This window comes from Aeromonas sp. FDAARGOS 1414 (assembly GCF_019047065.1).
Classification (GTDB): domain Bacteria; phylum Pseudomonadota; class Gammaproteobacteria; order Enterobacterales; family Aeromonadaceae; genus Aeromonas; species Aeromonas veronii_A.
Genome location: NZ_CP077210.1, coordinates 1,022,176 through 1,042,897, shown reverse-complemented (window position 1 = coordinate 1,042,897; position 20,722 = coordinate 1,022,176). Strand labels below are relative to the sequence as shown.

The window sequence follows — 20,722 nt, the reverse complement described above, 5'->3', positions numbered from 1 at the left end:
GCTGAAAATAAACCGCAAAGCGCAACTTTTGGGCAAACAATCCGAAAATCCGGTTTTCGAGAAATTCGCGGGTTGACACCCGCCGCCCTGGTCATTAATATTCGCCCCGTCTTAACGAGACAGGCAATTCCTCCTTAGTTCAGTCGGTAGAACGGCGGACTGTTAATCCGTATGTCACTGGTTCAAGTCCAGTAGGAGGAGCCAATTCCCTCGTAGTTCAGTCGGTAGAACGGCGGACTGTTAATCCGTATGTCACAGGTTCAAGTCCTGTCGAGGGAGCCACATTTAAAGCCCAGTTTTCGAGCTGGGCTTTTTCATATCCATCTCTCCATTGTTTCAAGCTGAGCCAGCTCCCCCTCACCGCTTGCTCTGCCGCATTCCCCTCGCAGTGAACGATCCACTCTCCCTGTTTTCTCTCAACTCAAATTCGACTAACTTCCAAAACGTCCTACTACAGCCAAGTAGCTGCTTCATTGTGTCTTGGTTACCTCGCCACCGGCAGGTCCTCCCAGCGGGTGGTGTAGCAGGGGCTCAGGTGCTCTTGTCGCATCATCCACTCAGGCGACCCCGTGCCTTGGCTGGCAAAGCCTACTCGCCCCAATCCCTTGGCTTTGATCTGGTCCATCACGGCCATCAGCGCGTCCGATTGAGCGGAGGACGGGGCAAACAGGTCAGCCTGTTGCTGCCCCTTGGGGGTGAACTCACTCAGCATGACCCCACCCTTCTGATAGCGGTAACCGTCGCGCCAAATCTGCGGTAGCAGCACGTTCACTTGCTGCAGCAGCAACCGGGTATCATCGCTAGGGCAGACCAGCCGGATGCCCGCCTGCTCACTGTAGTAAGGGGCTCGTTCATCAAAGGGGCTGGTTCGCACGAACAGGTGCACCCGCTGGCAACACATCCCCTCGGCCCGCAGCTTCTCGGCTGCGCGAGCCATAAAGCCTGACAACGCTTGGGCCATTTCTCCACGGTCAGTCACTCGCTCACCAAAGGAACGGCTCGAGAGGATCTGCAGCTTCGCCGCCGGTTCAACGGTCAGCTCCGCGCAAGGCAGGCCACGCAGCTCCTGTACGATCCGCTCGACCACCACGCCGTATTGGGCGCGCAACCCTTTGGCATCACTGGCCACCAGGTCTGCCACGGTGTTGATGCCTTGTGCCACCAACTTGGCCCCCAAGCGCCGCCCGATGCCCCACACCTCATCCACCGGGGTGATGGCCATCAGCCGGGTGCGTCGCGGCTCGTCACGCAAGTCCACGACACCACCTGTGGCAGGCCACTTCTTGGCGGCATAGTTGGCCAGCTTGGCGAGGGTCTTGGTTGGGCCAATCCCGACCCCTACCGTTAGGCCGGTCCACTGCCACACTCGCTGCCGGATCTGTTGCCCATAGGCTGTCAGGTCCCCGGCAAACGACTCCGACAACGCCATGAACGCTTCATCGATGGAGTAGACCTCAAGCTCAGGGGCCATGGTCTCCAACGTGCTCATCACCCGGCCCGACATATCGCCATAGAGCGCGTAGTTGGAGCTGAATGCCACACCGCCATGCGCCTCGAACTGCTCGCGGATCTTGAAGTAGGGCCCGGCCATCTTGATACCCAGCGCCTTGGCTTCGGGGCTGCGCGACACCACGCATCCATCGTTGTTGGAGAGCACCACGATCGGGCGGCCACGCAACTCAGGGCGAAACAGCCGCTCACAGCTGGCGTAGAAGTTGTTTACATCAACGAGCGCTATAGCCATCACGCTGCCTCAGATTGCCAATCACATGGGTGACCACTCCGAACAACTCCAGGGAGAGGCTCATACAAGGGTCGATAGGCGCGAACGCCGGATTGGCTGGCAACAGCCGCAACCTCGGCTTGAGCTGCAAGGTCTTTACCGTGAAGCCGCCATCGAGTAGTGCAATCACCACATCACCATGGCGCGGGGTGAGGCTCTTATCGACCACCAGCAAGTCACCGGGAAAGATGCCGACCCCGGTCATGCTCTCCCCCTCGGCACGCAGATAGAAGGTTGCTGCAGGGTGGGCCACGCAGTGGGTGTTGAGGTCCAACTTCCCTTCCAGATAGTCGCTGGCTGGGCTGGGAAAGCCGCAAGAGGCGCGGTGCAAAAACAGCGGGATGGTCACCTCGGCGGGTGATGGGTCTGGGGTTAACAACTTCATGGCAACAACACCTGTATTTATATACAGCCATTATAGCGCACCACCTTTGAACCAGCGCAAGTCCTCATCCACAGATGTATGAATCACACGCACACCCACAGTTCCAATGCTTCCACCAACAAAAGGGCATAGCAGGAAAAGCTCACCGCGTGCTAATTTTTGCTTTCTGACTAGGAACTCCGCAGATAATACCGTCAAGGCAGAATGTGGTTTCCCAGCCTAACGTGGCATGTTCATTTCCATTTGTGATAGCTGTTAGGAGGCATTTCCATAGATATAAAGGAATCCTGCAGCCAACATTTCACCTTCGAGATGCTGTTTCACTGTGGTGAAACTTGGCAACGCATCCAATGCCCAAACTTGCCTGCACAAACCGAGAGTTGGCTGGCCTACCGTAAACTGGCAACGCATATTCTCGATCCGCTGGTAGAAACATTTGGCCACCCATTGCTGACCTATGGGTTTTGTGGGGTAACACTGCGCAAAGCTATTCTTTCCAACGCCTCCCCCGGTATAGCCCCCACACTGGACCAACATGCGGCCTGTGAACTCAATCAGCGAGGAAACGTTATCTGTCCTCGGCAAGGGGCCGCGGTTGATCTGATATACCCAGGGAAGAACAGCTATCAGGTAGCCCTTTGGTTGGCGCAACACACCCCGTTTGATCGTCTCTATCTCTATGGCGCAGACCGGCCACTGCATATCAGCTATGGGCCCGAGCAAAACCGCGCCTTGGTCGAACTCACCACTCACCATGAAAGACGAATGCCCAAGCGGCTGACACTCACCCAACTCAAAGGAATGTGCTGATGCTGACCCCCGAGCGCTTCACGCAACTGGTCGCTGCCCTGCCATACAAAAAAGTGCTGCCCGACGCGGTCTATCTGCACAAAGAGACCCTGGCCACAACCAGCCCACAGCTCTACCGCTTTGTCTGTGCGGTGGCACAAGCGCTCAAACTGCCGGAGTGTGAATGGGATCTGGTGAAGTTGGCAAAGCAGGACTTTAGGCTGTCCCTGCTCAGCTACCCCACCTTCTTCGAAGAGGCCTACCCCAGCCTCAAGCAGAGCGTGACCGTTGACCTGGCCAAACTAAGCCATACCGTTACCCGCTACGACAGCCAGGACAATCCCCCCATTCTGCATCGCAAAGAGTGCATGCTGACCCCCGATCACCCACAGGCAGAGAGCTGTCGCCAGATCACCGAAGAGGGGGAGTTGGCGGGACTTTACGATCATCCCCGCATGATTGGCTTCAAAGCCTCGTGGGAACGGCTTATCGCAAGACACGGCTACCAACTGGTTGATGGGCGCCTGTTTCGCATCTCCGCCCTGCCGCCCGAAGAGGGTGGCCCACAAATTGATCGCCATAAAACCGCGCTGGTTCGTCATGAACTCTCGGCCCCCATGAAGATGCTGGCACGCCATGGTTATCTCAACGGCGACTATGCGCTGTTTGATTACGGTTGCGGCCGAGGGGATGACCTGCGGGAACTCGAAGCACACGGTATTGACGCGCTGGGCTGGGACCCGAACTTTCGCCCGGATGGCGAGAAGGTGGTCTCCCATCTGGTCAATCTCGGTTTTGTGATCAACGTGATTGAGGATCAAGATGAGCGAATGGAGGCACTGCTCGGCGCCTGGGAGCTGACCCAAACCCTGCTGGTCGTCTCGGCCATGCTGGCCAACGACAGCTTTATTGCCCAGTTCACCCCTTATAAAGATGGCATCATCACCTCGCGCAACACCTTTCAGCGCTACTACAACCAAAGCGAGCTCAAGCACTACATAGACAAAACACTGGATGAAAATGCCATCGCCGTTGGGCCCGGCATCTTTTACGTGTTCAAAGACAAGCTCGAAGAGCAACGCTTTTTGGCACAGCGTCAACGCCGAAGCCACAGCTGGCAGCAGCTGACCTCGCCCACCCCCAACCATCAGGCCGCAGCAGCACTACTGATCACTCGTCATCAAACGCTGTTTGAAGCCTTCTGGCAGCGGGCGCTGACCCTTGGGCGAATCCCGGCCAATGACGAGTTTGAACAAAGCGACGAGTTAAGAGATATAGCAGGCAGTCATCGCAAAGCCATGACCCTGCTTGGCCAGCATTTTGACCTTGCCCAGTTAAAGCAGGCCGAGCTGGAGCGGCAGCAAGATTTGCTGGTCTACCTGGCGCTCAACCTGTTTGGCAAACGCCAAGCCTATACCCAGTACCCCAGCGAGCTGCAGCGGGATATCAAAGCCTTTTTCGGTGGCAACCCGCAGGCACAGCAGGCAGCCAAAACGCTGCTCTACCAGATTGCGGATATCGCCCTCATCAACCAGGCCTGCGAGCTGGCCCATCAACAGCTACCCAACAGCCTGCTCTATCCTGGCCATTCACTGCTACTGTACAAATGCTTTGTTGCGCAATTACCGCCTCTGCTGCGTGTCTACCTCGGCGCGGCCTGCCAGCTCTACGGTGACTTGACCGATATCGACGTGATCAAGCTGCACATCCACTCCGGCAAGGTGAGTCTGATGGGGTATGACGACTTCAGCAAACCCATTCCCCATCTGGTGGAGCGGGTCAAGATCAAGATGGCCGAGCAGGAGGTCGACTTCTTTGACTACATCAATGAGCAGACCCGGCCACCACTGCTCAACAAAAGCTATCTGATGGCACCGGATGATCCGAGCTTCAAGGCACAACGAGCACTGGAGCAAAGATTAAGCAAGTTACTAGCAATAGACTTGGCTCAGGACCTCAACCTGAGCGGCTCCCAATTTAACAGTGCATTAGATCATGCTGATATGAAAATCATAGGTTACCGAATACATCGAGGCAAAAAACGTTAATTGATAAACAATGAGGCATCAAAATCAAATACATCAATGAGCTGGCGCTGAACACCAATTCCTTTATCTATCATAATATCTGCCAGTTGCTCACCATCAATCAGAATAATAGGCACACAGCCAGGCTTGAATGAAATTTCCTCAGCTTCTTTGGTAAATCCGCTGGTCGTCATGAATATTCCCTGCTCAAAATCGCCGGTAATATCACCCCGAAATGCAGATACTGATGGACGCCCGACCTTATTATCTTCTGCATATCGCTTGCACTGCACTGCTACGCGCATTTCAGCAAGCCCCATTTTCAACAATCCTCTTACATCAATGCCGCCATCTCGACCACGAGATGTTAACTCCATACGAGTAAATCCATATTTTGATAAAAATAAGCGACAAAACGATTCAAACTGCTCAGGAGAAAAGCTCCGCAGGCTGCTTAAAATTTCAGCTTTTACTTTCTCACGCTGGACAGCAGCCAAATCAAGGATCTGCTCTATATAGTTCTCAACTTCCTGAGCAGAGCGTTGCTGTTCCGAAGAAGAGGTATTCTGTTCAGGCTGTAGGACTTCTTTCACATCTGACAGCAGCTCATATGACCCATCATCGTTCTTTTGGAAAAAACGCTGCTTATGCATGGAGCCTAGTGACTTGTTGGCACAGTGGCGATCCATGGTGACACGAATCACCGAGTGAGGTGATTTGGCCCCAAACTCATATAGCTGATGTGTCACGATTACGTCATACACCTCATCTACCGAGGCAGAATGCCCAATCAATAACAAAGCCTGCTTAGCTGCTTCAACGATGGTTCGATTAGTCACTGTAATTTCTTAATCCGATCAACAAGTTCTGCCAATGGTATGTCTTTTGTCATGTGGCACCAAGAGATCCGTATCGCACCTTCAATTCTTTCTTCATCCAGACCCATAGCCATCAAGACATGGCTGGGCACATAACTTTGAGAGGTACATGCAGAACCATTCGATAACGCAACAATGCCCTTAAGGACAACGAGTGCTGCTTCAGAGTTGATCCCAGGAATTGAGACATTCAAAACATGACTAGCCGTGTTCTGGCCATTTTCAATACACCCGAGCGGGCGAAGGGCAGAACGTAATTGCTCCTTGATCTGCTCGCAATAACGACGACGCTGCTCGCTATCACGTTTGGCTTCTTCACAGGCTTGACCTAAACCTGCAATCAAGGCAACAGGAAGAGTGCCTGGCCGCAAGCCTCGCTCCTGCCCACCACCAAACATCAGCGGGGTAAGAGGTGCCCTTTTAAAATTGCGCCGCTTCAGTAACAAAGCTCCCACACCTTTTGGAGCATACATTTTATGACCACTGACACTGATCATGTCGATACGTGGATCTTCAAGAACCTCAGAATATTTGCCATAGCTCTGAGCCGCATCTACATGGAAAAAAGCATCATGGGAAGTAAGCACTTTGCACAACTCGCTGATTGGCTGAATAGACCCAGTTTCATTATTAATGTGCATGATCGAAACCAGCACGGTGTCGGGGCGCAATGCATCACGAAGATGCGCAGGATCCACCATGCCTGAAGAATCCATCGGCAAATACGTGACCTCAAATCCTTTAGCCTCAAGTTGAGCAATTGGTTCCAATACAGCCTTATGCTCAATAGGCGTTGTGATGATATGTTTGCGTCCCTGTTGTTCCGCATATTGAGCAAGTCCCAAAATAGCTAAATTGTTGCTTTCGGTTGCACCACTGGTGAAATAGACATCAGACTTGTCAGCACCAACAACAGCTGCAACCTGCCCTCTCGCCCTCTCAACAGCTTGCTTTGCTACAACACCGAACTCATGAGTACGGCTCCCAGAATTACCATATTCCTCAGTCATATAGCGCACGACAACCTCTGCGACCCCTGAAGAAACCGGGGTTGTCGCATTGCAATCCAAGTAAACTGCCATTATCCTTGCCACCTCTTTCAATGTTCGTACGTACACACGATTTTTGTTCGAACCCATCGACATGGTGTCACATACAGTGTGGAGCGCAAGAGGTTACCATGTTTGAACCCTCCTTTGAGTTCGTTTTTCCAGCAATTCGTGGTATCCAGGCGGGCTCTGAGTACTACGTGTCAATGTGTCCTCTCAAGCTATTGCCACGCATCTTCAGGTTTGATGATGAGGATCTCTCGCCTGAACTGCGCGCACAGAGAACCCTCAACGTAGGGCGGATCCCGGTGATGGCTGACTATATAGTTCGCAATAGAGATTCCTACGTGTTTTCTGCTATCACCGCCTCGATTGACGGTGATGTGAGATTTGAGCCAATGGGAACCAGTGGTGAAGCGAGCCGTATCGGGGCCCTCAGAATTGGGTTGGACGCACAATTTATCATCAATGACGGACAACATCGCAGAGCTGCCATTGAAGCAGCCCTAAAAGAAGATCCATCCTTGGCAGATGAAAGCATCTCTGTGGTTTTTTTCCTCGATCAGGGATTAGCTCGTTCACAGCAGATGTTTACAGACCTCAATCAGAATCAGGTCAAAGCCAGCAAATCTCTGGCCATCGCATACGACCAACGAGATAAGAGTGCTGCTGTCGCTCGGGCTGTTGCATCCAAATCCAAAGCCTTTAAAGGGATTGTCGATATGGAGCAAAACAAACTTGGTAAACGCTCCCGCAAACTCTTTACTCTTAGCGCTATTCATCAGGCAACTCATGCCTTGTTTAGCAATTGGGAAAGCATTGACATAACTAAAGCGACCCGTGAGGCATGCCGTTTTTGGAATGAAGTAGATAATGTCATACCAGAATGGAAACTCGTCAGGCTATCCAAACTGACTGCTGGGGAAGTTCGTGAAGACTTTATCCATAGCCATGCCGTAACACTGCACGCATTAGGTTTGGTTGGTAAGACTCTTCTTGAAAAGAATTATGACCTGAAGCAATCCTTATCTGGGTTATTGACACTAGATTGGCTACGTCAAAATGCAGAAATATGGGAAGGTCGGGCTCTGATCGCGGGCCGTATTCAAAAGACATCAAATACGACGTTATTAACTGCAACACTGATCAAACAACACCTTGACCTCCCCCTCTCTGAAGGAGAGGTACAAGCTGAGTATCTATTTAGAAAAGGTAAGGCATGAGTACCGAAATACATACCCCTTCCCGTTCCGCATTTGATGCGGCCGGGTTTACAGAGACAATTCGGTTCTTGGTTGACCGCACCAAATCACTTTATCTTAGTGATCAGATCCCCTGGGTAATTGGTTACAGTGGTGGTAAAGACTCCACCGCTATACTCCAGCTGGTGTGGTATGCCATGCAGGAACTGCATGCCGAAGGTAAAGCCAATAAACCTGTCCATGTGATCAGTACTGATACGCTTGTTGAAAATCCGATTGTTGCCATGTGGGTAGGACGCTCATTGGAACAGATGCGACAAGCGGTAGCTGAGCAACACTTAAATATTATTCCACATCGCCTGACACCAGAAGTAAAAGATCGCTTCTGGGTCAATTTGATTGGTCGTGGTTACCCTGCGCCTCGCTATAAGTTTCGCTGGTGTACCGATCGACTCAAAATCAGTCCATCTAATAACTTTATTAAGACAGTCGTTAAAAATAACGGTGAGGCGATTCTTGTTCTTGGTACGCGAAAAGCGGAGAGCGCGACAAGAGCAGCAACAATGGAAAGTTACGAGAACAGAGAAGATAATACTCGTAGCGCTGTTGGATTAACTGTTAACAAACAGCTTGATCGTGTCTGGATATATACTCCTATCGCCGACTGGAGTAATGACGATGTCTGGCAATACCTGATGCAAGTTAAAAATCCATGGGGTTTTAAAAATCAAGAGCTACTTGGTATGTATCAAGGTGCAACTGCGGATGGTGAATGTCCTCTCGTCGTTGATAAGTCAACTCCTAGTTGTGGAGATAGTCGTTTTGGCTGTTATGTCTGTACCATGGTAGGTGAAGATAAATCTATGGCTGCCATGATTCAAAATGACACTGAAAAAGAGTGGATGTTGCCCCTCCTGCAGCTCCGCAACGAAATCGACATTAATGATTCAAATAAAGAGCGCAAAGGTAAAAAAATACAAGCAGACAAGGAGCGTCGTGATTTTCGTCGAATGAATGGCTCCTTGACCGTTCATATCAATGAATATGGGGCGGATCTGGTTCGTGGTCCTTATCGGCAGCCATTTAGAGAACACATGCTCCAAAAAGTACTTGAAGCACAAAAAATCGTACAAGAGATAGGACCAGATGAAGTCCGCAACCTAGAACTACTCTCTTTGGAAGATTTGGAGGCAATTAGACATATATGGCTGGAAGATAAACACGAGGTTGAAGATAGCGTTCCTCATATTTATGAACGTACGCTGGGTAAAAAATATCCAGGTATTAAACGCTCATATCATAGTTTATTAAATAGCAATATAATGGGAAAATTGAGAAATAAATGCTCCACGTACAATGATCCCGATGGTTTACTCTACGAACAGATTAGAACACTGATCTCAATTGAAGATAAGCATAGCAATATGCTGCGTCGTGCAAATCTATATAAAGAGCTGGACACAAGCTTGCAAACCATGGCCTTCAACAATATTCAAGAGGCCAGAGACTTTGCACTGAACAGAAAACTCAATGAAAACAAAATAAAACTATTACAACCAAATTTACCTGAGCAGGATAAAGAACAACTATTGTGGGAGAATGAGAAGCTACAACTTGCTTTGACTAACAATAGCCATTTCTTGGAAGATGAACAAATTGATATTGAAGAGCTATCAGCATGATTTTTGAACAACTCGTGTTAGAAAATTTTGGTATCTATAAAGGACGCCATGAGGTTGACCTTGATAGCCCCGATCATAAAAGACCTATAATCCTCTTTGGTGCACTCAATGGTGGTGGTAAAACAACCTTTTTAGATGCCTTGCAATTGGCTCTTTATGGCAAACATGCCAAATGCTCCAATCGTGGTCGCCTTAGCTATCCAGCATATCTGGAGCAGGCGATAAACCGTTACGCAACGGAAAAAAAAGCTTCTCTCTCACTTCGCTTCAGACATACCATTCTCGGTAAAGATCATACTTATGAAATAAATCGAGCTTGGGAGAAAGAGGCTGACAAAGAGTGTAAGGAAGTAGTTGTCGTCAGCCATAACGGTCATCCAGATGCACTATTGAGCGAGCATTGGGGAGAATTTATCAATGAATTTATCCCGCAATCACTGTCTGAATTGTTCTTTTTTGATGGTGAAAAGATTGAACATCTAGCAGATCCCGCTCGCTCTGCAAGTCTGGTAAAGACGGGTATCGAAAGTCTGCTCGGTCTTGAATTGCTGTCACAGCTCAATATTGACCTTGACGTGCTGAAAAAACGAGGTCAAAACCAGCTGCTGGATCCCAAGCAAAAGGTGAAACTAGAAGAAGCTGAAACTCGGCTTGCAGCCATTTTGGAAGCTCAAAATACATTACAGAATAACCTAATTGATATAGATGAACAGATTCTAGATAGAGAAGCTGAAGTAGCCTATTGGCGACAACAACTGAAAGATAATGGCGCTCATCTTTTACATAAAAAAGATGAGATCTCTCGTCAACAAGTTGAAATTACAACAAAGATAGATGGCATCAATAGCGAGTTGATGAAACTTGCTGCAGGGTCATTGCCTTTGAAGCTCGTCTCTTCATTAATAGAACAGACCAAGTTTCAGCTTTATAAAGAAGATGAGATAAAACGCTATCATATCGCTCGCTCTTTACTTATTAACCAAGAGAATAAAATATTTGGATTGTTAAATAAACGAGGTACAGAGCAAAGTATTATCCAGTCTCTGCAAACCGAGTTATCTAAAGAACGAGAGGCTTCTGATCAGCTCTACTCTGAACCCTGCTATTTAAACAGTAGCCCTGCAATTTTCGATGGTCTTGCTGAACGGCTCGCTGCCGAAGAACAGGAAGCGTCGTCACTAATGCAGGAAAAAGAAAAATTATATGAAAAACTGCAATTCGTAGAACGACAACTAGCTGCTATTCCTGAGTTAGCATCTGTTGAGCATATTATTACACGCTCAGTCACAGCGGATAATGACCTTGAAAAAGCGAAGAAAGAGAAAGAGGAATTGCTTCTTGCTGTACAAAAATTGGCCGCAGACATAACGCAAGCAGAGATGCAAGTTACCTCAATTCGGGTACAAGGTAATGCTATCGATTTTGAGCAGCAGCGGCAACAGCAACTCTTTTCTCATATGGGAAAACTGCAAGGTATTGTAGATGCCTTTAAAGCAGATCTTATCAAAGATAATATCGATAAACTACAAACCAAGATCATCTCCAAGTTTAACCAGGTCAAACGTAAAGACAGCTTAATCACCAAGATTGAAATCGATACTGATACATTTGTGTTAACTCTATATGCACAAGATAATAAACCTATCTCTCCTGCTCGACTCTCTGCTGGTGAAAGGCAGCTGCTGGCCATAGCCGTCTTATGGGGCCTAGCTGATGAGTCAGGTAAAGAGTTACCAACGATTATTGATACTCCAATGGGGCGCCTTGATGGACAGCATAGAAGCCATCTAATCAAGCACTATTTCCCACAAGCAGCATCTCAGGTCATTCTTTTATCTACCGATGAAGAGATCCAAGGTAAATACTATAAGGAGCTCAAGCCTTATATTGCCAAGGAGTATCATATTTGTTTCGAGGAGCAGTATTTCACCTCTACTATTAATCCAGGATATTTCCCGGAGAGAAAACATGATTGATAATATTCGTTTATCAGAAAAGGCCAAACAGCAGCTGATTGTTATTAAGCGCAAGACTAGTATAGAAAACTGGAATGTACTATGTCGCTGGGCTTTGTGTCTTTCATTGGCAGAAGAATCAATTCCACCATTTGAGGATATTCAAACAGATAGTTCTGTTGAAATGACCTGGAAAATTTTCGCTGGGGACAATAGTGAGATACTAAAATCAATTATCAAACAGAGCTTTTCTCATCAACTTGCGATCGATGATTTAAATATTTATTTTAAATTACACCTTCACCGGGGCATATCTTTTTTAAATAGCAATGTAAATAATGTTGAATCAATATATGATATGGTCATATGACCATATCATGATTTTTAATAACAACACTATCTTTCATTATCGAGGGTAGCATCGTCATTATTTTCCTAGCACAGTCTACTGGATCAAAAGTAAATTTATGGCGAACGGGATGATTAGGGGATCGTGATACTAAAAAAATCTCTTCACCGAAAATCCAAGGATTAAGCGAGAGCTGCCTATGCAGTTCAGCCTCGATAGCTCTTCTTGCAATTTTTTTGTAATTATCTGCTTCTTTTAAAATGTCTGTACACTCAAAGCAAATAAACTGAGCATTAATTAAACCTTCATCATTATTAACGTGATTTTTCATATTTACAGTAAACGTACCAGATGAGGATAAGTGAGCCCCCCAGCGAATAACCGGAAAGCTCCCCGTTTCACCAACGTAAATATATTCGTTGGATTTAATTAAATATATATAGGAGCACCTATGTGCTCCTACTACATAGCCAGATATTTTAATCATCGCTGCTCAAGCTGACATTTTCATAAGACCAATCAGCCAACCAATTTGCTATATTTTTATGAAACTTTACGTATAGCGTATCAATAACTGATTTTTCTATTTTATCAAAATTATGCGTAGTGTTCATTTCGGCGACACTCACCGAGAATATAAGTGCTTCAATAGATATTCGTTCAATACTATTTTCTGGGAATTTAGTTATTATCTCATTATAAAATGGATGTTTTTTACTAATGCAAACAAAGACGCCCTCTTTAGCATCACTATATGCCTTCCATAAGCGACCATAAGGTATATTTTCTGTGTATCTAATTTTACGAAACTCTGAAGTGCTACCTTCTATGCTATTTGCTCCTTCTTGCGAAGGTTTATCATCTTCTGAAGTATCTTCTACGGCTTTAGCCTCTTCTGCACTAGCCCTTTTCCTTGATATAACCTCAGAAGATGGCTCCCTACCTATTGATTCATCAGGATCATCTTCTGGCACGTTAATAACTGTGGAATTAAACCCAGCACCTTCATCATCACTTCCACTTTTCATTATTGTTTGACAATACTCCCTTACCTGTTTAGCAGTTTCAATAGCCCTGCTAATAATTTGCTCAAGTCTCCGCCGATGCTCATCATCAATTTCCAATCTCTGTTTAGTAACATCTACATGCAGTATGTCATCATGCTCAGTTTCTAAATCCATCCTAAAACGAATGTTAATTTCATCTTTGCCTACGAGATTTCCAATATCATCACCCCATCTAATAAGGCGACCATTTCTATAAACAAAGAATCCCATATTCTCTCGTGAAACTTCATATGACTTTATTATGCTTTTTTGCTGTTCTGAAAGTGGTGACCTTTTTTGAGTTAACTTTGCTTGAGGAAAAACAACACCTTGTATCCTGATTTTTCCCAATTCCTCGTTATCAAATCCACGTACATCGAAGTAATCATCTAGAGCAAGATAGGCACATGTACAATCATAATTATCAGGTTGGTAGTTCACTCTAAAGTAGTTAGAATCAGTATGTAAAATATCTTTTGGAATAACCTCGATATAATCATCGTCTTGATTTAACGCGCAGACTCTTGTGAAAACCTTGAGCGGATTTACTTCATGTTTCATAAATGAATAATAAACAACACCTAATCTTTGTGTTAACTTCTCTATTGTAGCTTTAGGTGATGCATGGTTAACTCTCTCACATCCTGTGATTTCAATCACTGTTCCATGACTACTTTTAATCAATTCTTCATAGTACTTTTTCTCTGCGGAGAGAAGCACATCCTGCTTTAAAACAAATGCATTCTCCTTCTCTATATAATCTTTATCAAATGATATTTTGTTTGATAGATTACCATTTTTTTTGCTTACTATAGAAATACATTGCCCTAAAGATAACCCAGCTGACTTTAGCCCCATTCCATACTTAGATAAGCTCTTAGGCCCATAATTCCCATTTGCACCTAGAGAAAATGCGGATTTAATTTCATCAATAGTCATCCCATGTCCATTATCAACTATTTGGTATTTAGACACAGAGTTTCGCTGTTTTAAGGTTTTTCCATTTTGCAAAATAAGTGTTATTTTCACCTCATCTGAATTTGCTGTAACAGAGTTATCAACAATATCCATTATCGCCGAGTGCGGTTCATATCCAATCCTAGATATTGCCTCACATAACCTAACTGGATTAAAATCTATTTTCATTTCTGACATATTCACCTCAATATTTCCCAAAATGCCCGATCCCGCATCATAGATACCTTTTTATCCCCATCAATATAGAGACTAAAGTGCTTATCCAGCTTGCGGATGGTTTCCATTAATTGTTCTTGCTCGGTCTTATCATCTTTATTAAAGATAGCCTTGATATCGGCATTCTTGATCTCGGCGACGCGATGCACCACCCAGGTCAAAATATAAGAGCCGTAGTTGTTTTCCCCGGTTTTAAAGTGACTCAAGTCCTGGGTTGAGAGGATCACCCCTACCCCATACTCGCGCCCCTCTTTCAGGATCTTGCGCAGGCTGGGGAAGTCCTGCGACATGAAATTGTCGGCCTCGTCGACCAGGATCATCTTGGTGATCTGGCGATAATCGCCGTTGACTTGCGGTTTGCCGCGCTTTTGCATCTGCGAATAGAAGAGATCCAGCGTCAGGGCTACCACCAGGTTCTGGATCTGGGGTGAGTAGCCCGCCAGTTCGATCACCGTCACCCCATCGAGCAGCTCATACAGGGAGCTCACCTCATCCGGCATGGTTTCAAAGATCTCGTAAGTGACCAGCGAGTCGAGCGCCGCATAGAGAGAGTCTTCTTCTACCTTCTCCTGATCAAGATAGAGATCCCATACCTGGGCCAAGGTAGGCGCAGGCCTTGACCAGGTGCTGGCGTCAGCTCTGCTGATCCCAGCCAGCTCATAGGCATCGAGGATTAACTTGCGCAGCCGCAGCTGCTGCTTGGGCCCGAGGCCAAAGGCTTTGGCCAGGGTCTCGGCAAACCCGGTCGCGGTATGCACCGGCAACATCGGCATATCGCCATAGAGCGAGAGCGGATTGTACGGCAGGCGATACAACCGCAGCCGCTTGCTCTGGTTTGCCTCGCTAAAAGCATCATCCACATAGTCAGATTTGTAATCGAAGATCAGCAGGCCGATCCGTGCGCCCTCGACGTTGTTGTCCTGCTGGCGCATCAGCTGGGTGATCAGCGACTTGGTAAACTGGGTTTTGCCGGTGCCCATGGTGCCGATGATGCCGGTATTGGTATTCATAAAGCGGGCTGTATTGGTCGGCTCCCAATAGAGCGGCGTTTGCCGCAGCGCCTCGTGGCCAAACAGGATACGCATGGGCTCTGTCGGCTCGATGGTCAGTCCGGTTTCCACCGCTACTGGGGTAACCGGATCGGTGTTTTGGGTATCAGTGGCTGGTGCCAATGGCGCCATATCCACCGCCTGATTGCCCCCTTCTTTTGGCTGCGGTTGAGAGCCAGATTCAGGCTCCGCCACCTCTTCTCTGTGCCCCAGCAGATATTGTTTATCTACGTGGCACAGGGTCACCAGCTCATCAAGCGCAGGGGCGCTGCTGGCCTGAATAAGGCTACCCAGCAAGGCGTAGGGCAGTTCAACCTGCAATACCCCCCGCTCGGTCATCTGGTAGTGAGGAACAAAGAAGCTGTCGTTTTCGATATGGGCGACCACAAAGCCTTCGGGATAGTCGGGCACGCTAGCCAAGGTATATTCCCCTTTGAGCCACCACTCCCGCTCGGTCAACAGCGGTGCAAGCTGTGCAGGCTGCATCACCTGATAGAGGCACAGCTTGTCGACCTGCATCAGCACCTGGCGAATAAAGAGACCACGGTATAGCCGTGCGGCCAGAGTGTTGGGGCCAAGTACTTCTTCCATCAGGTAACGTTTAAGCTCCAGCGCCTGTTGCCCGGCATAGGCAAAGTCAGGTCTGACACCGGTCTTGACCTCCAGAGGCAGCAGATAGAGTTGCTTGCCCTTGAAGCCGACAAAGAGCACGTCATCGGAAATGGCCCCTTTGCGATACCCATGCACCTGACGGGAGAACTCGCTGTCGCTCATCTTGAGGCCAACATTGCCAGAGACGCGGATCATCTCGGCCACGGAGAGGGGGACCCAGCAGATATCAGAATGCCGCAACAAGGCCGAGACAAACTTGTAAGCACCGATGATGCCGTTCTTCTCTTTGCGCTCCTTGTCGTTGGCCGTGAGCATCTTGAGCAGCCACTCGCCGTTGAAGGCATTGAATTCGGAGAGCAGCGTCTCCCCTTGTCCGTGACCCTCTTTTTGCAGCAAGCGTTTAAAGAGGTCTACCTGCTTGGTCACCGTGATGGCGTCATAACCGGCCGCACTGGTGTATTGATCCGAGTAGTGGATCAGCACCACATCCTGCTGACTGGTGAAGAAATCGAGAGTCACCTTGGGATCGATGATGGTGGTCCACAGTGCGCTGTCATAAGAGCGGGTCAGCAGTGCCTTGAAATCAGCACTGACCGCCAGCCCCAGGCTGGTTTCCAGATACTGGGCATTGCTCTGGCTGGCCGGTTGCCACAGGTTGCCCAGCAGGCGAGCCACCCGCAGCGACTGCACCCCTTGATAGGGCACGCCACGCAAACCAAAGGCGGTGAAATAGGCCGCCCCTTTCGTTTCGGCCGCTTCCCCGGCGATCAAGCCATCACACAGCACACCACTCAGAGCTTCATCGGTATTGATGGGATGGCACTCTACCGGCTCCTGGTTACGGAAGAACGCCAGATGGGCATATGCAAACTGCTCGCGCTCGTTGGGCAGGGTGAACTTGCTGTAGGTCAGGCGGCAGCGGATCAGGTCGATCAGCATATCGGCCTCAGCGCGCAGCGCAGTGGTGTTCAAGCCAAGCCAGGCTTTCAGCTCGTCATAAGCGGCCGTTTCGGCAAAGCGGTCGAAGTCATTGAATTGCAACCGCTCATCGTAGAAGTTCACATGAATGGCGATCGCCTGCTCTTTGTGCAGCTTGAAGTGCTCGATCAAACCGAGGAAGAGCTCTGCCGCACTCGCCTGATTGATAGCATTGACGATCAGGGTGCTCTTGGCCCCGGCACTGAACAGCCGGGAATAGGCCTGGGTAAACTCGGCCAATTTGTCGCGCACCAAACGCTTGATGTAGCTGTAGCTCTCCTGCTTTTGTGGCACCACATCGAGCCAGAAGCTGTTCTCCCGCACCGGCAGCAGATGGGCGTAGCCAGAGTCATTGTCATAGACGAAAGGCAGCAAGCCAGATGCAACCAGGCGCTCGCGGGTCACCTCTGCCAATTCGGCAAAAGAGCTGACGCCATCTTCATCGCGATCGGCTTTTATCTCGGCCACCAGTTGCAGGTGATAGGCAAGTACCAAGGGGTGCAGCGGGCTAAGGCGTTGCCACTCATCCTGGCGGCACAGGCCAATGCGCATCAGCTGTTTGTGCTCGAGCGCCAACACCGCATTGGTCGGTATCTCGCTTAATGCCGCTTCGTAGGCATCCAGCACCCGCTGTACCAGGGCGCAATAGCTATCGCCCCAGGCCACCAGGCTCGGCAATGTTTTCTTGTGTTGCAGATAGTCAAACAGGGCGGCATAAGCGCCATGTAAATCAGGGAACCTTGCACTAATCGCCGCAAGTGGCATTGGATCGGCAGTCAGACCGATATACAAGGCCCGCTCATCAACCATCCGAGCTTCGAGGTTCAGCAGCTGCTGGCGGATCCCGACCACACCACTTTCGCTGTTATCGAAAATGATCTTGCCTTTGGCCCGCAGATACTCGGCATTACGGTCATCTCTGAGCAGCTTGGCGAAGCGATCCCGGTCAAACAGCAGCGGAACGCAAATACTCTCATCGGCGGCCGGTCCTTCAATATTGATGGGCAAGCGACGCTCGCCATTGACCAGCTCAAACTGGATCTGTTCGCTCTGCTCGGCCAGCGCATCAAAGTTCACCCAGCCACAGGCGCTGCAGTCCACTTCACCCTCATCGTCAGCCAGATGCATGATGGCGTCTTGCTCTGAGTTGACCTTGAACTTGTTCTCTTCCAGCAGCAGGGTCAGCCACTTCTTGCCCGCATCCACTCGGAAGCAGTGCAACAACTCATCGAAATAGAAATCTCCCTGCTCTACCACCAGACAGCGGAACTTGTACTCTTCAGAGCGGTTATCGCGTTTAAGCTCAAGGCTAAAAAAGGTGGGTTCTCCTGTGACGGGCAAGGTCACCGTCGCCCAGCAGCGTTTACCACCGACACGGCTGACAGAATAAGTGACCGAATTTTTGAGCGACCCATTGTGCATCAGCTTAAACTGGCTCTCGTCCAGATCATTGCCGATGAAGGTAAAAGAAAGTTTGAGGGTTTTCTCTCCCGGCGGGAGCTGGATCAGCAGGCTCAGGTCGCGCTGCCCCGCCTTGCTCTGGCTTTTGGCTCTTTGTTGCAGCGAACCACTGTCAACAGCCACCTCTTCCAATAGCAACTTTTGCGCTTTGTTGGCTTCAATCTCTTTGAGGTAGGCCTCGAATTCCAGCTCACGCCAGCTCTCATCCTGGAAATGCTGGCGGATAAACTTGGCGCTGAACTCTTTCAGGACACTCTCGAGCTGATCGAGATCATAATGCTCAACCGCATCTTCAATCTCGCGTCGCAGCTTGCGGTTTGCTTGGAGCCGCTTGCTGATCTGGGCCTTCTTGCCGCTCCAGCTCCGAATGACCGGGTCATTGAATAGCTGAAGCTCATCAAACTTCAGTTCCCCATCTTGATCAAGTGCACTGAACAGAGGAGCAAAACCAAACACGGTCGCCCCCTCTTCGGTGATGAGGGCCAGTTGCTCTTCAAGCAGGCAGGCTGACAGCTCCTTGTTACTGCTGCCAACATCTATCAGCACGCCAAGCTGCTGCGAGAGACTATCCGGATGCCAGATAGCACCGGGCGCCCCCAAATCAAGGGCACTGTTGATCAGAGTATCCAGCATGCTGTTGTGGATAATGAGCAGGGCTGCTTTTTCAAATTCTGCACTGCGCCCTGCGACCAGATCACGCAAACGGGAAATGTAGTTTTCGGTAAATCCCGGAGCCTCACCATGCAACACAGGTAAAACCCGCACGCCATTGCACTCTATATACGGCAGGTCAATGCCATCGGCCGTAGCCAGCGTATTTGTGGCAGCAAAGGTCACCAGTGACTGATAGAGCACCAGACCGTTTTCTGCGCTGGGGGATTTGAACTGGTAACGAGAGCCCGGCTCAATGTCGGCACTGACCCACTCGATAAAACGTTCGGCCAGAAAATGCTCAAAGGGTCTTGCGGACATATACGGCGTCTCCACTATCACTCATTCGTTCTACATTGCCCATGCGCTCATAGAAGCTGACCAGTCGCTGCAATGACTGGTTATCAAGATAAAAACCGCGCTGTTCGAAGCCTTTGCGCAGATCGTGCAGGCGCAGCTTGTCGGCCTTGCCGATGGTGAGATTGGTCAACAGCAACAGCTGATCCTGATTCAGCACCAGGGTACGGCCAGCGGCCCCCCGGGCCTGAATAAAATCACTGAGCAGCTTCTCTTCCAGCTCTTTGACATATTTCTTGTTCACGCCGCCACGGGAGGTATTGGCATCACGGAATTGCTCCAGAGCCAACTCTTTGAGCTGCTCAAAGGCTTCTGCCACGCTGTTTGTGAGAGGACGCTCAGGCCGTAACCCGCGCTTATCTCTAAAGGCCTGTAGATAGTTGTTCAAATCTTCCAGCAACTGAGTCTGGTCAGCATATTGCGTGGCATCGTGATAAACCTGCCAGAGCGGTCTTTTCTTGGCATCCCCCGGCAACTGGAGCACGTCAAGGGCGGAAAGCAGCGGGAAAACCCGCTCGCTGGCAGCTGCCAGCAGCTTGTAGCCAGAACGCTTTACCGAAGTACGTTCAGAGCTGGCCTTTTCCGAATCGAGAATAAAGTAAAGAGGCTTGCTTTGGGGCTCATGTTGCCAGTCGGTCACATTCAGTGCCAGCTGAGCACAGTAAGCAAAGGCATACAGCTTGAGTGCGCCAGGCAAGGCTTGCAGCAGGTATTGGGGATGTGCAGCCAAAAAGCGAATATCTTCACGAAATACGGCATTCAAAAAAGGCAGATAAGGTTGCTCATCCTTATTTCCTACCAGGCTGCCACTTTGCAGCTTGCCTTGCAGAACTGACAACAGTTCTTGCTCGACAAAGTTGAGCTTGTCATCGAGCGCATCTTCAAGGAAAAAATCCCCCAACAGACCTGCAAACAATTTGCACAACCGCGTATCTGGTGCGCTGAGATCGGCTTGTCCGATCTTCTTCCCTTTGGCCTTAAACAACAGGAACAGCGGTGATATGTGAAAGAGTGAGTCATTTGAAAAATAGGCTCGTTCAAGCACCAGCCAAAAATCAGGATCGTCGAGCTTGTCTACAAACCGGGCTTTGCACTCCTCCTTAAATTGCTCAAATTCATAGGCAGTCACCTGCTTGCGCAAGGAAAGCCCCAGCACGACTCCGGTCACGGTATCCCAGTCAAACTCATTGCCTTTGTTGCGAATGGGCCAGTAGTTAGTGAGCTTGTTTTTATCAACCGGAGCTAATCCGACAGGAATTGGATACAGAGACATGA

14 protein-coding genes and 2 tRNA genes are annotated in these 20,722 nt (G+C 49.1%); 8 read left to right on the top strand and 8 right to left on the bottom strand.

The annotated features are described in order from the left end of the window. Positions 1 to 128: 128 nt before the first annotated feature. Together I6L44_RS04670 and I6L44_RS04665 are read left to right on the top strand one after the other, a co-directional pair. Positions 129 to 204, top strand: a tRNA-Asn gene (locus I6L44_RS04670). A 2-nt stretch (positions 205 to 206) separates the two neighbouring features. Beyond that, positions 207 to 282 (top strand) — tRNA-Asn (locus I6L44_RS04665). 202 nt (positions 283 to 484) lie between these two features. Here I6L44_RS04665 and umuC read toward each other — a convergent pair. Both umuC and umuD read right to left on the bottom strand, forming a co-directional pair. After that, entirely contained in the window at positions 485 to 1,744 is a 1,260-nt protein-coding gene (gene umuC, locus I6L44_RS04660) for a translesion error-prone DNA polymerase V subunit UmuC (protein WP_216953419.1), read from the bottom strand. After that, on the bottom strand, positions 1,725 to 2,168 hold the full coding sequence (umuD, locus tag I6L44_RS04655) for a translesion error-prone DNA polymerase V autoproteolytic subunit (protein ID WP_025327594.1): 444 nt from the start codon (positions 2,166 to 2,168) through the stop codon (positions 1,725 to 1,727). Before umuD ends, umuC begins: the two co-directional genes overlap by 20 nt. 360 nt (positions 2,169 to 2,528) lie before the next feature. Between umuD and I6L44_RS04650 the strand changes: the two genes are divergently transcribed. Both I6L44_RS04650 and I6L44_RS04645 read left to right on the top strand, forming a co-directional pair. Beyond that, positions 2,529 to 2,978, top strand: coding sequence for a hypothetical protein (locus tag I6L44_RS04650; protein WP_216953418.1), 450 nt, complete (start codon positions 2,529 to 2,531; stop codon positions 2,976 to 2,978). Next, positions 2,978 to 5,005 (top strand): DNA phosphorothioation-associated putative methyltransferase, encoded by a 2,028-nt coding sequence (locus tag I6L44_RS04645; RefSeq protein ID WP_216953417.1) that lies wholly within the window; start codon positions 2,978 to 2,980, stop codon positions 5,003 to 5,005. Before I6L44_RS04650 ends, I6L44_RS04645 begins: the two co-directional genes overlap by 1 nt. Here the strand turns inward: I6L44_RS04645 and I6L44_RS04640 are convergent. Both I6L44_RS04640 and dndA read right to left on the bottom strand, forming a co-directional pair. Beyond that, the gene (locus tag I6L44_RS04640) at positions 5,002 to 5,823 is read right to left on the bottom strand and encodes a restriction endonuclease (RefSeq protein ID WP_211162445.1); all 822 of its coding nucleotides are present in this window, start codon (positions 5,821 to 5,823) and stop codon (positions 5,002 to 5,004) included. The genes I6L44_RS04645 and I6L44_RS04640 overlap by 4 nt on opposite strands. Continuing rightward, a complete protein-coding gene (gene dndA / locus I6L44_RS04635) occupies positions 5,820 to 6,944 on the bottom strand; it encodes a cysteine desulfurase DndA (RefSeq protein WP_216953416.1) in 1,125 nt (374 codons plus the stop codon). The genes I6L44_RS04640 and dndA overlap by 4 nt, the downstream gene beginning before the upstream one ends. Before the next feature lie 98 nt (positions 6,945 to 7,042). On the opposite strand from dndA, the gene dndB reads away from it, so the two are divergent. From dndB to dndE, 4 genes are read left to right on the top strand one after another with little or no spacing between them, the layout of a single operon-like run. Then, positions 7,043 to 8,134: a DNA sulfur modification protein DndB gene (gene dndB / locus I6L44_RS04630; protein WP_216953415.1), complete on the top strand. Its 1,092-nt coding sequence runs from the start codon at positions 7,043 to 7,045 to the stop codon at positions 8,132 to 8,134. Next, positions 8,131 to 9,795 (top strand): DNA phosphorothioation system sulfurtransferase DndC, encoded by a 1,665-nt coding sequence (gene dndC / locus I6L44_RS04625; protein ID WP_216953414.1) that lies wholly within the window; start codon positions 8,131 to 8,133, stop codon positions 9,793 to 9,795. Before dndB ends, dndC begins: the two co-directional genes overlap by 4 nt. After that, positions 9,792 to 11,771 (top strand): DNA sulfur modification protein DndD, encoded by a 1,980-nt coding sequence (gene dndD / locus I6L44_RS04620; protein ID WP_216953413.1) that lies wholly within the window; start codon positions 9,792 to 9,794, stop codon positions 11,769 to 11,771. The genes dndC and dndD overlap by 4 nt, the downstream gene beginning before the upstream one ends. Beyond that, complete coding sequence (gene dndE, locus I6L44_RS04615) at positions 11,764 to 12,120, top strand: DNA sulfur modification protein DndE (RefSeq protein WP_216953412.1); 357 nt, start codon at positions 11,764 to 11,766, stop codon at positions 12,118 to 12,120. The genes dndD and dndE overlap by 8 nt, the downstream gene beginning before the upstream one ends. Here the strand turns inward: dndE and I6L44_RS04610 are convergent. From I6L44_RS04610 to dptG, 4 genes are read right to left on the bottom strand one after another with little or no spacing between them, the layout of a single operon-like run. Beyond that, the gene (locus I6L44_RS04610) at positions 12,113 to 12,586 is read right to left on the bottom strand and encodes a GIY-YIG nuclease family protein (RefSeq protein ID WP_216953411.1); all 474 of its coding nucleotides are present in this window, start codon (positions 12,584 to 12,586) and stop codon (positions 12,113 to 12,115) included. The genes dndE and I6L44_RS04610 overlap by 8 nt on opposite strands. Next, positions 12,579 to 14,300: an ATP-binding protein gene (locus I6L44_RS04605; RefSeq protein ID WP_216953410.1), complete on the bottom strand. Its 1,722-nt coding sequence runs from the start codon at positions 14,298 to 14,300 to the stop codon at positions 12,579 to 12,581. Before I6L44_RS04605 ends, I6L44_RS04610 begins: the two co-directional genes overlap by 8 nt. A gap of 2 nt (positions 14,301 to 14,302) precedes the next feature. Then, complete coding sequence (gene dptH / locus I6L44_RS04600; protein ID WP_216953409.1) at positions 14,303 to 19,411, bottom strand: DNA phosphorothioation-dependent restriction protein DptH; 5,109 nt, start codon at positions 19,409 to 19,411, stop codon at positions 14,303 to 14,305. Beyond that, positions 19,392 to 20,720, bottom strand: a complete 1,329-nt coding sequence (gene dptG / locus I6L44_RS04595) for a DNA phosphorothioation-dependent restriction protein DptG (RefSeq protein ID WP_216953408.1) — start codon at positions 20,718 to 20,720, stop codon at positions 19,392 to 19,394. The genes dptH and dptG overlap by 20 nt, the downstream gene beginning before the upstream one ends. Between the last annotated feature and the right edge of the window lie 2 nt (positions 20,721 to 20,722).

Coding starts and splice junctions, on each gene's coding strand:
- umuC (WP_216953419.1), bottom strand. CDS start 1,744: ATGGCTATAGCGCTCGTTGATGTAAACAACTTCTACGCCAGCTGTGAG.
- umuD (WP_025327594.1), bottom strand. CDS start 2,168: ATGAAGTTGTTAACCCCAGACCCATCACCCGCCGAGGTGACCATCCCG.
- I6L44_RS04645 (WP_216953417.1), top strand. CDS start 2,978: ATGCTGACCCCCGAGCGCTTCACGCAACTGGTCGCTGCCCTGCCATAC.
- dndA (WP_216953416.1), bottom strand. CDS start 6,944: ATGGCAGTTTACTTGGATTGCAATGCGACAACCCCGGTTTCTTCAGGG.
- dndB (WP_216953415.1), top strand. CDS start 7,043: ATGTTTGAACCCTCCTTTGAGTTCGTTTTTCCAGCAATTCGTGGTATC.
- dndC (WP_216953414.1), top strand. CDS start 8,131: ATGAGTACCGAAATACATACCCCTTCCCGTTCCGCATTTGATGCGGCC.
- dndD (WP_216953413.1), top strand. CDS start 9,792: ATGATTTTTGAACAACTCGTGTTAGAAAATTTTGGTATCTATAAAGGA.
- dndE (WP_216953412.1), top strand. CDS start 11,764: ATGATTGATAATATTCGTTTATCAGAAAAGGCCAAACAGCAGCTGATT.
- I6L44_RS04610 (WP_216953411.1), bottom strand. CDS start 12,586: ATGATTAAAATATCTGGCTATGTAGTAGGAGCACATAGGTGCTCCTAT.
- I6L44_RS04605 (WP_216953410.1), bottom strand. CDS start 14,300: ATGTCAGAAATGAAAATAGATTTTAATCCAGTTAGGTTATGTGAGGCA.
- dptH (WP_216953409.1), bottom strand. CDS start 19,411: ATGTCCGCAAGACCCTTTGAGCATTTTCTGGCCGAACGTTTTATCGAG.
- dptG (WP_216953408.1), bottom strand. CDS start 20,720: ATGTCTCTGTATCCAATTCCTGTCGGATTAGCTCCGGTTGATAAAAAC.